Genomic DNA, 12574 nt, shown 5'->3' with positions numbered 1-12574 from the left:
GTTACCGAAGGCTCTTCAGGAACTCCCGGGTTGCCTCGATTTCTTCAAGTGCTGAGCGACCGAACTCGCTGCGCGGAAGAAAGGCGTCTTCCTGCTGGAAGTTTGTCAGATAGGTGGCCCATTCGGGGTCCTGCATCGCCCTCGTAAAGGCCTGCTCCAGCACCCGCAGCCGCTCTTCGGGAACACCCGCCGGTGCGAGGATGCCTCGCCAATTCAGTTCCACGATGGCGTAGCCCTCTTCCTTGAAGGTAGGAACGTCGGGGTAAAAAGGCGATCGGTTCTCAGTGGTGATCGCCAGAACCCGCACCTGGCCAGCCTTGATCTGTCCGAGCGCATTGCCTGGCGTCTGAATCATGGCATCCAGCCGTCCGCCCAAGAGATCAAGCAGCGCATCGGAGCCGCTGTTGTAAGGAATCCAGCTGAACACGATACCGGCCTCTTTCATGAACTTGACGGCAACGAAGTGGTTGAAAGAACCCGTTCCAGCGCCACCCACCTTGAGAGTCCCCGGATGGGCCTTCGCGTAGGCCACAAACTCCTTTACGGTTCCAAATCGGCCATCCTGTGACCTCACCAACAAGGCAGATGGGTCAGCATTACCCCGTACCAGGTAAATGAACGCATCCGGCCCGAAGGGAAGCTGTCCGCCAGCCAGCAGGAAGCTGGAGCTGCGCGTCGTCTGCAGCAGTGTATAACCATCAGGCTGAGCCGCACGCACACTGGCCATAGACGCCGCGCCTCCGCCGCCCGGCCGGTTTTCAACGACGATCGGCTTTCCCAGATACTTCTCAGCCACTCCCGCAAGGGTGCGCGCGAACATGTCGGCGGCGGACCCGGGGCTTCCCAGAGTGACGACGGTAACCGGCTTTTGGGGAAACTGTTGCGCAAGTCCCGCGCCAGTGACGGTCAGCACTAGCATTACCATCAAGACTACGAACACGATAGCTCTTGCACGCAGCATGCTACACCTCACCCTTTCTTCCCGTCTTGATGGGCTTAGGCGGTCGCAGCGCCGACGTCGAGCTTGAACAGTCGCGCTGCATTCTTGTAAAACACCTTCTCGAGGATCTCAGGCGGCGGGCCGGACGCCTTGAGTCGCCCAACAGGCTCAATGATGGGCAAGAACGGATACGCACTACCGTAGAGAAACCGGTCCTGCAGATACGTCGCCGCGGCCTGAATGTACAGATCTCCACCCGGCATGAACGTGTAGAGGTCGGGCGATATGTAGAGATTGGGGCGGCGAAACGCCACGTGCAGCACCTCTGTCACATAGGGCCACGACCCGTGCGCAGCGATGACCTGAAGGGATGGGAAGTCAGCGAGTACGTGATCGAGGGCCGTCGGGGACATATAAGACGGGTCCGGCCCTGCGTTCCCTCCTGTCATCAGAAGGACGGGGATACCCTCATCCTCGCACTTGCGGTAAATCGGATACAGCCTCCTGTCGTCTACATAAAGGGGAGTCGGGAGAAGGCCCGGCTCCATGGCGATTCCCGGAAACCCGTAATCGTGTACGCAGCGATCGATCTCTGCCAACGCCTGCTTGCCGTCAAGGGGATTGATCGCACCCAGGCCCACGAATCGTCCTCCTGACTCTTGCTGGATGCGCGCAAGTTCGTCATTGCTGATCTGTCCGTCGAGAGGAGTGGCACGCACCATCCCGGGCATTATGGCGACTACGACACCGGCCTCGTCCATTTCCTGCAAGGTTTTCTCGAACGAACGCTCCAAAGCTGACGGCGCCGGGGTCATCCCTGTTGCCAATCCCATCCGGGCCGAGCGTTCTATCAACGCGAACATCTTCGCTTTCAGAAACGAGCCCAAGGGCGGTCGCAGGCGCAAGTCTACCACGGGCATGACTGCCGTACGGGTCATTGGGATTGGCACTCCTTCCGCTGTAAGTGGTGGTAGCCCACGTGAGCGCGGGCTTCTTTCAAAGAAACTCCTTCATCGATGAGCCTGCGAATCTCCTCTTCAGCCTGCGCAATCCGTTCGGCTCTCCGAACCACCTCCGGCAGCATCTCGAAGGGGATGACCAGGATTCCGGACTGGTCGCCGATCACCACATCCCCGGGGCGGACGCCGACCCCGCACACGTTGACCGGTTCCTGAACCGCTGCAAGCTGCACTCGGTCCTTTCCCGTCACCATGAACGGGGCCCGAGCCCAAATGGAATACTGAAGATCAACTGCGACTTCCACATCGCGGCATGCGCCGTCGATAACTGTACCCGCCAGACCAAGCCGCCGGGCCCGGCGCGTCATCAGGCCACCCCACACAGTGCAATCCGTGCGGCCAGCGTTGTCGATCACGACAACGGAGCCGGGCGGGACGTCGTCAATGAAGTCGCCTACGGTACCCCCCGGTTCGTACTGGGGCACGTAACGCACCGTATAGGCGATTCCTGCGAACTGCCTCGAGGGGCCAATGGGCCGTAATCCCGCGAGCCCGTGCGGTGGCCCACCCAGGCTGTCCATCGCGTCTGACAACGCTGGGGTTCCGAGACGCAACAGGTGTTTCAGAAGATCCGATGTGAGTCCCACTTCCGTCATAGCGCGCTCCCCTCACGGCCTGAACCTTCGTTCACCAGCACCTCAAACCGATGGCCCTCTCCCAATTCTTGAGCGAGATCCCGAAGCTGCCTCAGCAGTTCCCGGGACAACGGAATCCCGTCATTGAGCCTCCGGGAACGCTCGGCCGCCGCCCGATCCCCTGGGAGCCGGGGACCGTCCATTCCTTCGGCGGCCGGCAGCCTGCGGACCGTGTCGGCAAACATCGCCAACCGGCGGCTGAATTCGGCTCGTGAGCCGATCCAGCCCGGGTCGATACAGGCCAGGAAATGGCTTACTCGTTGCGGCTTGTTCAAGTCGTCGATGGGGGCGACCTCCCTGTCCCAGGCTCCCCCCGCAAGGAAAGCAGTGAGGATGGATACGGCAAGGCTCATTGCGTAGCCCTTGTAACCGCCTACCGGAAGGAGCGTTCCCTCAAGAGCGGCCGCGGGGTCCGTGGTAGGCCGGCCACGGCGGTCGAGCGCCCATCCCGGGGGAATGGTTCGGCGCTCCCGCAACGCGAGGCGGATGCTTCCCGCCGATACGATGCTGCACGCCATGTCGACGATTATCGGGGATCCGCCGTGCGAAGGGACTGCCAGCGCCCAGGGGTTATTTCCCAGGAAGGGCACCGAAGCCCCGGTTGGGGCAAGACGCGGCGAAGCATTCGTGAAGGCAAGCCCTATCATCCCGGCATCCGAGGCCATCCTGGCATAGTACGCCCCACGCCCAAAATGGTTGCTGTTTCGCACGGAGACAGCAGCCAGACCGACCCGTTCAGCCTTATCTATCGCCCATTTCATGGCCGCGTGTGCAGCTACTTGCCCGAGTCCGTTTCCTGCATCGAGTAGCGCGAGGGCCCCATGCTGGCTGACCCATCGGAGTGGAGAAGGTACCGATATCGATCCGGAGCGGATGCGTCTCAGGAAAGCGGGAAGCCGAACTACGCCGTGGGATGAAACCCCCTCTAGATCTGCGGACAACAGGGTGTCGACGAAGATCTCTGCCTCCTGTTGTGGAATGCCCGCTGCTGTGCACAGCATAAGAGCCATTTGCTGGAGCTGAGAGGATGTGAGGGCAACCTGCTCTTCCGGCACGAGTGCTGTCCCTCCGCTTAATTGAGTCGGTTGGAAGAAGCTGGTCAATCATCGAGCATCCAATTGTTAGCTGCAGCGAATTCTGATGCGTGACCAAACACCGCTTTGATGACGCGCTCGCCGGCAGAGACGATGTGTGCGCGCATCTTTCGTTCGGCATCGGTTGCCTTCCCGTCGAGAACGAGGCCGAGAATCTCTCGGTGCTCGTCCCATGCGAGTTCGAATTGCCTCACCTTGCTAAGGGCGGAAGCCCGGCAGAGGGTGATCTTGATCCGCATGGAGTCCAGCATGCGCTCAAGCGGCTCACAACCGGCGACCCTGATAATGGCGTCGTGGAAGAGGCTGTTGACCTGGCCCCATCGGCTTGGCGTCATCTGATTGACGTCCGACGTTACTTCATCTAAGGCTGCTTGTGCGTCAGCCAGCAAGTGGCGGCGCATCGGGTTCTGGGCTGCCATGCCGGCAGCAAGTCCTTCCAGAGCCGCGCGCATAGCGTAGGTCTCAGCCATCTCTCGCGCGGTCGGCTGCACCACGCTCAGGCGCCGGTTCGGATGAACCTGGATCAGCCCTTCCTGAACCAGGCGCTTGATGGCTTCGCGCGCTGGGGTGCGGCTTACGGATAGACGCGTAGCCACCTCGTAATCGCTTATAGGCGAGCCAGGTGGAAGCTCGCCGGCAGCAATCTGGCTCTTCAGGACCCGGTAGATCTGTTCGTAGAGAGGTAACCGGATTAGCGAAACGGTTGGCATCGCCGGTGCAACACCAGCCTCGAGATGTGGTACCGCTTGCGGAGAAAAGTATACCATACTCTATACACCATGTCAAACGCACGGCGCGTCGAGCTGATCGGAGGCGATTTCCTGGTGGCGCCTGCGCCCGGCACCGAACACCTACGCGTCCTACGCAATCTCCTGGAGCTGCTGTCGCCGGCCGTGCGCCAGAAGAAGCTCGGCGAGATCCTGCCGGCACCTTGCGACGTCGTTCTGACGCCCACGGACGTGGTGCAGCCGGACCTCCTGTTCGTCAGCCGTTCCCGTGTCCGTATCATCGCACCCGACGCCGTCCAGGACCCTCTTGCCTGGCCTCTCCGTCCCGGTGGGCAACCTCCTCCCCGAACCGCTCTGAAGCGGGCAGGGCCAGGCAAGGCGTCGGGGCAGGATGTGGCGGAGCGGTTGGAGGTGGGGCGTCACGCCAACTGATGCCTGGGCCCGTCGAACCCAAGCGCCCACTGGTTGAGCCGGTTGTATCCGAGTAAGGCCTGTTCGCCCAGGCCAATCCCCTCCGCCGGCTGCCGGACCCTGTTGATTTCCACTGCGGTCACGCAGCGCCGGCGCGACCGTTGCCGTCAGGCGGATCGAGGCCTGTTAGCTGGGAGCGGGCTCGACGCGGTGTTCTGGCGTTTCGCCGGGGCGCTGTGGTGGAACGCGACGGGTTTGCGTTCGCCGACATCCTCGACGGACAGCCGGAGTGAGGGGGCGCCACGCCGCATGCGCATCGCCCACGAATGGCTCGGCGAACTGGAGCTCCCTGACGCGCCGGGCCGCGTCGTCAGCCTGGCGCCGAACGCCACGGAGACGGTCTTCCTGCCCGGTGGGGGCGAGCGGCTCGTGGGGCGCAGCAGCTTTTGCTGCCGTCCGGACGCTGCCCGGCGGCTTCCCGTGGTGGGCAACTACACCAAGGCGCGCTGGGAACTGCTCGAGCAACTGCGACCGGAGCTCATCCTGACCACGACCGGCGTGCAAAACCCCCTGACGCTGGAACTGCGGCGCCGCGGGTACGCCGTCTTCCCGGTTCCCTTGCCGCACTCGCCGTGGGGTGTGCTCGAAAACGCCGTGCTGATCGGCGACCTGCCGAAGCTGGATGCGACGCCGCTTGCCGCCGACCTCACCGAGCGGCTCCTGCGCCTGCGCGCGGTGGGGTAGGGCCTGCGCCTCTATGTGGAGTTCGACCTCGGCGGCCCCATCACCATCGGCCGTGCCAGTTATCTGGCGGCCGCCTTGCGGTGGATGGGACTGGTGAACGTCTACGACCACGAACCGCGGGCGTACTTCACCCCCGACCTGCGGGAACTCCCTGACCTGAAACCGGACCTCATCGTCTATGAACCAAAGCCCTGGGCCGCAGCCGGCCGCCGTGCCGCCGCCATGCTGGCCGAGCGGGGCTGGGGCGCCGTACCGACCTACATCACGCCGGGCGACTACCTGGCCCATTACGGCCCGAACCTCGTCGATGCGCTGGAGGCCCTGGCCAGGTTCGTCGCTCAGCGGCGAGTGTCATCCTGACCCTTCGGACTCCAGGGATATACGGGCCTCGTCTATTCGCTGTGACGCCCGCTTCGATTCAGGGAACCGCGTGTACCTTTGTCCAGCTTCTCGACGTACTCAAGGAGCGCCTTCCCGTAGAGGGTGTAATTCTGGAGGGCGTCGGCGATGCTTTCGTAAACGATGGTATCATCGATCAACTCATACTCATGTACGAGAATGTTCCGTTCCCCTGCCGACGGGGCCAGGCGCGCGGCGAGATCCGCCGGCAAGACACCAAGTTCGCCCATCCGTGTGAACCCTTCAAAGTAGTCATCCGGAGGTGGATGGCCGAGTTCGACGATCATGTGCGTATTGATGTCGTTTGCGACCTCCACGATCAACTGAATCAGCCGCTCCACCACACGCCGGGTCTGCCACGATTCCAGGTAGGTTTTCAGGGAGGGTGGGCGCGCCTCCTGGAGCTGCCGAAGATACTGTTCCAGCTTGCGTATCTTCCGGCGAACCACATCAGCGTCAATCAGGGCTTTACCCCCTGACGGCTGCCTGCCGAGCGTACCGGCATCGTGGTCTGGAGCCGTGCCGAATCGCCTCGAGAGAAACCGCCGTTCCGCCTCCATCAGCCCCCTGGCGTCGTCCATTCGCTGGAGGCTTCGGACGCAGAACCGGGCGAATTCACCCCCAGACTCCTCGAAGAGCGGGATTCCCTCACGGGCCACCCGGTGTGACAGCAGCGCGGACGCGCGGTCGAGCACCACCAGGTCGACGCGGCCCGTGCCGAGGAGGCGCTGGAGCTCGGCGTGGAGGGTACGAAGGCGCCGCGCCTGCGCGAGTGCGAGCGGCGCCCGGCGAGCCGCGTATCCTTCGGAGGTGAGCACGGCGATATCGTAGTCACTCTTGGGTCGCGCCGACCCTCGGGCCTGCGATCCGAAGAGCACCACCAGCCGCAGGCCGTACCGGCCGGCCAGCTCCCGCACCGCCGGACTTCCGGGTTGCACGACCGAAGGTAGGCTCGCCCGACGCGTTCCGCCACGACCGTGAAACCCACGCACTACCATGGCGGCCCCAGTATAACACGCGGCGCCAGGCAGCAGTCTCCCGGGTACAGCAGCAGGCGAATAGCCGCCTCACGCCAGGCATCCGCATCGGTACGGTCCGCGGCGGCCAGTTCCAGCAGGGCAGACGCCGCGATGGCCGCCGCGGAAGTGTCGCGAGGGGCATCGGGGGCCGGGTCGTCGAAGTCCCAAGGAACCCGGACGGCACCACCCTCCGTCCTGGCACAGAAGGGCGAATGTCTCGCGAAGCTCGGGCGCCGCGGCCTCGGCGGCCGAGGAAGCTGGGTTCGGATGTGCTCCTGGACGTGGAGAGCCTCGTGCGCCTTGAGCAACCCCGCTCACCTCCCGCCCCAGCGGGCGGGTGCCCGGGAAGGGAGTGCCTCATGAGTTGGGTCTCTTTCGGCCGCCAATCGGTTGTCGATGGAGCGCCGTCTCCAATTGAAGCCGTACCTGCCGGCCATCTGCTCGCGGCACTGAAATAGGAGTTAGGTGAGGTACCTCGAAGTACACGCAATGGGGTGGGTTCACGGCACCGGCGGAAAACCACATTACGCAGCAGAAGGGAGAGTGCCCCGTGAGAACGTTCAGGGGAACGGTTGTTGCGATATCGCTCCTTTTGAGTCTCTGCGCCCCAGAGGTTGCTCTCGAGGCTGCGGAACGAGACACACCACTTTACAAGGATCCTGCGCAACCCATCGAAAAGCGGGTCGAAGACCTGCTGAGGCGCATGAGCCTTGCTGAGAAAGTAGGGCAAATGACGCAGATCACCCTGACGCGGCTCATGGGCCAGAACGAATGGGACCGGGGTCCGCTGAACGAACAGTGGCTGAAGAGGGTATTGGTTGACAACCACGTCGGTTCGGTACTGAGCGGAGGCGGGGCCAGCCCCGTTCCGAACAACCCGGAGACGTGGGCAGCGGTGACGAACACCCTGCAACAATGGGCCGTCGAAAAGACGCGCCTCGGAATTCCCATCGTGTATGGGATCGACGCGGTTCATGGCCATAACAACGTGCTGGGGGCGACGCTCTTTCCCCACCAGATCGGGCTTGCGGCTACGTGGGACCCCAAGCTGGTCGAGGAGGCTGCCAGGGTAACGGCCCAGGCGGTTAGGGCCACCGGAATCCATTGGAACTTCGCGCCGGTGGCGGACGTGGGACGGGATTTCCGCTGGGGGCGCTTCTATGAGACCTTTGGTGAGGACCCGTACCTGGCCTCCGAACTCGTGGCCGCCGCCGTTCGCGGACTCCAAGGAACTGGGCTGGCGCCTGCTGGTAGGGTCGCAGCGACCCTTAAGCATTTCGTCGGCTACTCACAGCCGCTGAACGGCCAGGACCGAAGCCCCGCCCTCATTCCCCTGCGGACCTTGCGAGAGGTCTTTCTCCCGCCCTTTGAGGCAGGAATTGAGGCCGGGGCCCGGACGGTCATGGTCAATAGCGGGTCAGTGAACGGCGTACCGGTCCACGCGTCGAGGTACCTTCTCACGGACGTGCTGCGGAAAGGCTTGGGCTTCAGCGGCGTCGTCGTATCCGATTGGCAGGACATCCACAAGCTTCAGAGCGTGCACCGCGTCGCTCCCACGTTCAGGGAAGCCGTTCGCCTCGGTATCATGGCCGGCGTCGATATGTACATGGTTCCGCTCGATGCGGCTGGCTTCACGCAGGCGCTAATCTCGCTCGTCGAAGAGGGCATGGTGCCAAGGGACCGTATCGATGAAGCAGTGCGCCGGATCCTTACGCTGAAGTTCGAGCTCGGGCTCTTCGAGAATCCTTACGTCGACCCTTCGAAGGCACGGGCGGCTGTCGAAGCCGGAAAAGAGCTTGCTCGACGGGCCGCGGCTGAGTCTATCACGCTGCTCAAGAACAAGGACAACGTCCTTCCCTTGTCCCACGATGTCGGTTCGATTCTTGTCACAGGCCCAAGCGCCGGCGATGTGGCGAGCCAGCTCGGAGGGTGGACCGTTGGCTGGCAAGGGGTGTCCGGCTACGAAGTGCCGCCTGCCGTGACGGTCCTGGAGGGGCTCAGGCAAGCCGCTCCTTTGGGGACCAAGGTGAATTACGTACCCGGGTGGAGCGCACGGGGGGACTTTACCGAGGTGATCGACGCTGCTCGACGCTCCGACGTGATCGTGGCGGTCGTTGGCGAGACTCCCTACGCGGAGGGGCCCGGCGACGCTCACATCCAAGGGTACGAACTTCCACCCGGGCAGAAGGCATTGACAGAGAAGCTTGCATCCACAGGAACTCCCCTCGTGGTGGTTCTGATAGCGGGCCGGCCTCTTCTAATCGCCGAGGTGGTACGGGCAGCCGACGCGGTCGTTATGGCTTATCTGCCTGGCAGCGAAGGCGGGACAGCAGTAGCCGGCGTCCTGTTCGGCAAGGTCAATCCCAGCGGCAAGCTGCCGTTCAGCTGGCCTCGGGACCTCGTCCAGGTGCCGTTGTTCTATAACCACCTGCGCGGCGAAGAATGGCCGACGCCTGAGTACGATCCCCTGTTCCCGTTCGGCTACGGCCTGAGTTACACCAGGTACGAGTACGCGAAGTTGACGGCAACCGGGGAAGCGGCACCGGACGGCGTCGCCCATGTGTCCGTAGCCGTTACCAATACCGGGAGGTTTGAAGGCGACCAGGTCGTCCAGGTTTACGCGAGCAGGGAATACAGCTCCGTTTTGAGACCTATACGCCAGCTAGTGGCTTTCGAGCGGGTCCACCTTCAGCCCGGCGAGACGAGGACGGTTCACTTCGATATTCCGCTCTCGCGGCTTGCAGTGATCCCGGGGGACATTCTTGGGGATGCCGACCCCATCGTAGAGACGGGGGTCTATCGCGTCATGGTTGGCGGGTTGGCAGCAGAGGTCGTGGTACGGCAGCCCGAAACTGCGGGTTCGTGAGGACCCCTCGTCCTCGACCGGTAGGGCGTGCCAACCTATGGCACTACATCGAGCACGACCGTTACGCTCTTTCCAGGAGCCTGGCCTTGAGCCATGCGACCGTGGTGCTGATGACCTCGTGTTCCCACGAGGCCCGGTTGAAGGTGTGGTCCGCGCCGGCTACGAGGTGCAGGGTCTTGTCCGGCCCCGGGAACGCCTGCATGTAGGCGGTGGCGTCCATTGGCGGCACGCTCTGGTCCCGGGTGCCGTGAACCACCAGGACAGGCCCCCTGTACTGCGCCGCCGCGGCGAGAGGCTGGTGGCGGGGCAGCTCCTCGACGAAGGCCCTTCCCACCAGGTTGCCACCGAGGTCGAAGTGCCCCTGCCACATGAGCACGGACGGTTCGCCCGAATGGTGGGCGGCCATGAACTGCGCCAAGCGGGCCGGATGGGCGACGGCGGCCCACAGCACCATGGCGGCCACGTCTCCGTCCCGAACGGCGGCCAGGGTCGCCACGGCGCCGCCGAGGCTCAAGCCGAGCAAGGCCACGGACCGGCCGACGCGCTCTCGGGCGAACGCAAGCGCCGCCAGGGCGTCTTCCACCTCGCCGCTCACGGTCATCTCCTCGAACTCCCCGGGAGAATCCCCCGAACCTCGGAAGTCAAAGCGCAGGGCGGCGATGCCGGCTCGAGCCAGGGCGCGCGGTCTTCACGAACAGCCGATGGGCCTCCACCTTGGTACCCGTGAAGCCGTGGCACAGCACCACCCCGGGCGGCGCCAGTGCCGACGGCGCGTGCGCGGCCTCTCCGGCGACACCGCGCACCTCGGCCCTCCTCACCCGCCGGACCGGGCGGTGGATGACCCCGACGACCTGCTGGCCCAGCGAACTGAAGCGCACCGGCTCCTCCTCGATGAACTCCGCGGCATCGCCGGAGCCGTGGAACAGGTCGGGCGCCATGGCGTTCCTCCCGTGACTTCCAACTGATACCCTGGCCCGTAAACGAGCACCGTTCCTGGCCGCATCATAGCATGGTGGTTATGACAGATCACGCGTCGCTCCCGGAACGGCTGCACCTCTCGTACGGTCTGCACGGCCCGCTGCGGGCTCGAGTCCTGCTTGCGTCCCGATGATGGCATTCCGGACTCAAGGGCGGTCGCTGTATACTGAGATTGGTCGCAGCCCCCGGGGCGGGCGAAAGCTGCCGCTTCGCACCGCACGAACCGGGGGATTGCGGGCCTCGTCAGCACCCAACGAACGGCATCCGCCCGCCGTGCGGAGCCGGAACGGAGGGATCCCCATGCACGCTGTCCAGACCCACTCCCGCATCCGCACCCTGCTGGTGACGGCCCTGATGAGCGCCCTGGTCGCGGTCCTCGGCCTCACCCCCGCCGGGTTCGTTCCTGTCCCGACGCCCGCCGGCGCCGCCACCACCCTCCACATCCCCGTCATCCTCGCCGCCCTGGCCGAGGGCCCGGCGGCCGGCGCGACGACCGGCTTCCTGTTCGGGGCGTTCAGCTTCTGGCGCGCCCTCACCCAGGCGCCCAACCCCATCGCGCGGATGATGTTCAGCGACCCGCTGGTAGCCTTTGGGCCGCGCATCCTGATCGGGCTGGTGGCCTATGCGGCGTTCCGGGCCGCCGGGGGCAGGGCCGGGCGGTGGGCGGTCGCCCTGCTGGTGGCCGCGGCGCTGGGCGATGCGACGTATCGCCTGACCAGCCGGGTGCCGACGTCAGTGCAGGCGCCCTACCCGGGCGTCACCCCGGTGGGGCTCGCCGCCGCCCTGGCGGTGGCCGCAGCCACCGCGTGGCTGGCCCTGCGCCTGCTCGGACGGCAGGACGTCGGGCCTGCGCTGGCGGCGCTGCTGGGCAGCCTGACCAACACCGTCGGGGTGCTGGGCCTGGCCACCTGGCGCGCCTACCTGCCCTGGCAGGTCTCGCTCGGGATCGCCGTGCTCCACGGCCTGCCCGAAGCCTTCGTGGCCACGGTCCTGACCGTCGCCGTCTACCGGGCGCTGCGGCGGGCGGGGTTGGTGCGCATGGCTCCGGCGTGGCCCAAGAGGAGTGAGCGGCATGCTGCTGGCCTTTGACGTGGGCAACACCACGACGGCGCTGGGTCTGTTTCGGGAGGGAGAGCTCCTCCATCACTGGCAGCTTTCCAGCCAGGCTGAACGCACCTCCGACGAGTGGGCCGTCATTCTGGAGGTGCTCTTCGGGCGAGCCGGCGAACGCCTCGGCGAAGTGGACGGGGTGGCCGTCGCCTGCGTCGTCCCGCCGGCGCTTGCCGCCGTCGAACGCTTCGTGCGCCGGGACCTGCGCCTCGAACCGCTGGTGGTGGGGCCGGGCATCCACACCGGCATGCCCATTCGCTACGAAAACCCCCGCGAGGTGGGCGCGGACCGCATCGTCGGGGCGGTGGCCGCGTACGAGACGTACGGCGGGCCGGTGATTGTGGTCGACTTCGGCACGGCCACCACCTTTGACGCGGTCGATGCCGGCGGGGCTTATCTGGGCGGAGCCATCGCCCCCGGGGTGAGCATCGCCACCGAAGCGCTGTTTGAGCGCGCCTCCCGGTTGCCTCGGGTGGAGGTGGTTCGGCCGCCGCGGGTTATCGGGCGCAACACCGTCCAGTCCATGCAGTCGGGCATCCTCTACGGCTTCGCCGGGCAGGCCGACGGGCTGGTGCGGCGCATCCAGCGGGAACTGGGTACCCCCACCAAGGTGGTGGCGACGGGCGAGTAC

At 65.0% G+C, this 12574-nt stretch carries 15 protein-coding genes; 6 read left to right on the top strand and 9 right to left on the bottom strand.

The window, feature by feature from the left end; genetic code table 11:
* Position 1: 1 nt before the first annotated feature.
* Genes AB1609_06060 through AB1609_06040 form a run of 5 tightly spaced genes read right to left on the bottom strand, consistent with a single transcriptional unit; the run spans position 2 to position 4398 of the window.
* Entirely contained in the window at positions 2 to 961 is a 960-nt protein-coding gene (locus tag AB1609_06060) for a tripartite tricarboxylate transporter substrate binding protein (protein MEW6046032.1), read from the bottom strand.
* A 35-nt stretch (positions 962 to 996) separates the two neighbouring features.
* The gene (locus AB1609_06055; GenBank protein MEW6046031.1) at positions 997 to 1878 is read right to left on the bottom strand and encodes an amidohydrolase family protein; all 882 of its coding nucleotides are present in this window, start codon (positions 1876 to 1878) and stop codon (positions 997 to 999) included.
* Positions 1875 to 2555 (bottom strand): RraA family protein, encoded by a 681-nt coding sequence (locus AB1609_06050; GenBank protein MEW6046030.1) that lies wholly within the window; start codon positions 2553 to 2555, stop codon positions 1875 to 1877. The genes AB1609_06055 and AB1609_06050 overlap by 4 nt, the downstream gene beginning before the upstream one ends.
* Positions 2552 to 3649, bottom strand: a complete 1098-nt coding sequence (locus AB1609_06045) for an Ldh family oxidoreductase (protein MEW6046029.1) — start codon at positions 3647 to 3649, stop codon at positions 2552 to 2554. Before AB1609_06045 ends, AB1609_06050 begins: the two co-directional genes overlap by 4 nt.
* Positions 3650 to 3693: 44 nt before the next feature.
* Positions 3694 to 4398: a GntR family transcriptional regulator gene (locus AB1609_06040; GenBank protein ID MEW6046028.1), complete on the bottom strand. Its 705-nt coding sequence runs from the start codon at positions 4396 to 4398 to the stop codon at positions 3694 to 3696.
* 36 nt (positions 4399 to 4434) lie between these two features.
* Here AB1609_06040 and AB1609_06035 point away from each other — a divergent pair, with 36 nt between their 5' ends.
* The 3 genes from AB1609_06035 to AB1609_06025 all read left to right on the top strand — a co-directional run bounded on the left by AB1609_06035 (position 4435) and on the right by AB1609_06025 (position 5931).
* Positions 4435 to 4848: a Uma2 family endonuclease gene (locus tag AB1609_06035; GenBank protein ID MEW6046027.1), complete on the top strand. Its 414-nt coding sequence runs from the start codon at positions 4435 to 4437 to the stop codon at positions 4846 to 4848.
* A 288-nt stretch (positions 4849 to 5136) separates the two neighbouring features.
* Positions 5137 to 5571 (top strand): ABC transporter substrate-binding protein, encoded by a 435-nt coding sequence (locus AB1609_06030; protein MEW6046026.1) that lies wholly within the window; start codon positions 5137 to 5139, stop codon positions 5569 to 5571.
* 15 nt (positions 5572 to 5586) lie between these two features.
* The gene (locus AB1609_06025; GenBank protein ID MEW6046025.1) at positions 5587 to 5931 is read left to right on the top strand and encodes a hypothetical protein; all 345 of its coding nucleotides are present in this window, start codon (positions 5587 to 5589) and stop codon (positions 5929 to 5931) included.
* Positions 5932 to 5963: 32 nt separating this feature from the next.
* Here AB1609_06025 and AB1609_06020 read toward each other — a convergent pair whose 3' ends face one another.
* Together AB1609_06020 and AB1609_06015 are read right to left on the bottom strand one after the other, a co-directional pair.
* Entirely contained in the window at positions 5964 to 6887 is a 924-nt protein-coding gene (locus AB1609_06020) for a HepT-like ribonuclease domain-containing protein (protein ID MEW6046024.1), read from the bottom strand.
* Positions 6888 to 6961: 74 nt separating this feature from the next.
* A complete protein-coding gene (locus AB1609_06015) occupies positions 6962 to 7297 on the bottom strand; it encodes a hypothetical protein (protein ID MEW6046023.1) in 336 nt (111 codons plus the stop codon).
* Between the two features lie 395 nt (positions 7298 to 7692).
* Between AB1609_06015 and AB1609_06010 the strand changes: the two genes are divergently transcribed.
* The gene (locus tag AB1609_06010; protein ID MEW6046022.1) at positions 7693 to 9855 is read left to right on the top strand and encodes a glycoside hydrolase family 3 N-terminal domain-containing protein; all 2163 of its coding nucleotides are present in this window, start codon (positions 7693 to 7695) and stop codon (positions 9853 to 9855) included.
* Between the two features lie 61 nt (positions 9856 to 9916).
* On the opposite strand, the gene AB1609_06005 is transcribed toward AB1609_06010, so the two are convergent.
* On the bottom strand, positions 9917 to 10507 hold the full coding sequence (locus tag AB1609_06005) for an alpha/beta fold hydrolase (protein MEW6046021.1): 591 nt from the start codon (positions 10505 to 10507) through the stop codon (positions 9917 to 9919).
* The gene (locus AB1609_06000; GenBank protein MEW6046020.1) at positions 10497 to 10793 is read right to left on the bottom strand and encodes a hypothetical protein; all 297 of its coding nucleotides are present in this window, start codon (positions 10791 to 10793) and stop codon (positions 10497 to 10499) included. The genes AB1609_06005 and AB1609_06000 overlap by 11 nt, the downstream gene beginning before the upstream one ends.
* Before the next feature lie 340 nt (positions 10794 to 11133).
* On the opposite strand from AB1609_06000, the gene AB1609_05995 reads away from it, so the two are divergent.
* Positions 11134 to 11922, top strand: coding sequence for an ECF transporter S component (locus AB1609_05995; protein MEW6046019.1), 789 nt, complete (start codon positions 11134 to 11136; stop codon positions 11920 to 11922).
* A partial coding sequence (locus tag AB1609_05990) for a type III pantothenate kinase (protein ID MEW6046018.1) occupies positions 11906 to 12574 on the top strand: 669 nt, incomplete at its 3' end. The genes AB1609_05995 and AB1609_05990, both read left to right, overlap by 17 nt.

This window comes from Bacillota bacterium (assembly GCA_040754675.1).
Lineage (GTDB): Bacteria > Bacillota > Limnochordia > Limnochordales > Geochordaceae > Geochorda.
This window is presented reverse-complemented; position numbering and strand designations above follow the sequence as displayed.

Bases quoted from the DNA above. Each gene is read 5' to 3' on its own strand.
- AB1609_06000 (MEW6046020.1), bottom strand. From the start codon at position 10,793: ATGGCGCCCGACCTGTTCCACGGCTCCGGCGATGCCGCGGAGTTCATC.
- AB1609_06055 (MEW6046031.1), bottom strand. From the start codon at position 1,878: ATGACCCGTACGGCAGTCATGCCCGTGGTAGACTTGCGCCTGCGACCG.
- AB1609_06010 (MEW6046022.1), top strand. From the start codon at position 7,693: ATGAGCCTTGCTGAGAAAGTAGGGCAAATGACGCAGATCACCCTGACG.
- AB1609_06030 (MEW6046026.1), top strand. From the start codon at position 5,137: ATGCGCATCGCCCACGAATGGCTCGGCGAACTGGAGCTCCCTGACGCG.
- AB1609_06050 (MEW6046030.1), bottom strand. From the start codon at position 2,555: ATGACGGAAGTGGGACTCACATCGGATCTTCTGAAACACCTGTTGCGT.
- AB1609_06060 (MEW6046032.1), bottom strand. From the start codon at position 961: ATGCTGCGTGCAAGAGCTATCGTGTTCGTAGTCTTGATGGTAATGCTA.
- AB1609_06040 (MEW6046028.1), bottom strand. From the start codon at position 4,398: ATGCCAACCGTTTCGCTAATCCGGTTACCTCTCTACGAACAGATCTAC.
- AB1609_05995 (MEW6046019.1), top strand. From the start codon at position 11,134: ATGCACGCTGTCCAGACCCACTCCCGCATCCGCACCCTGCTGGTGACG.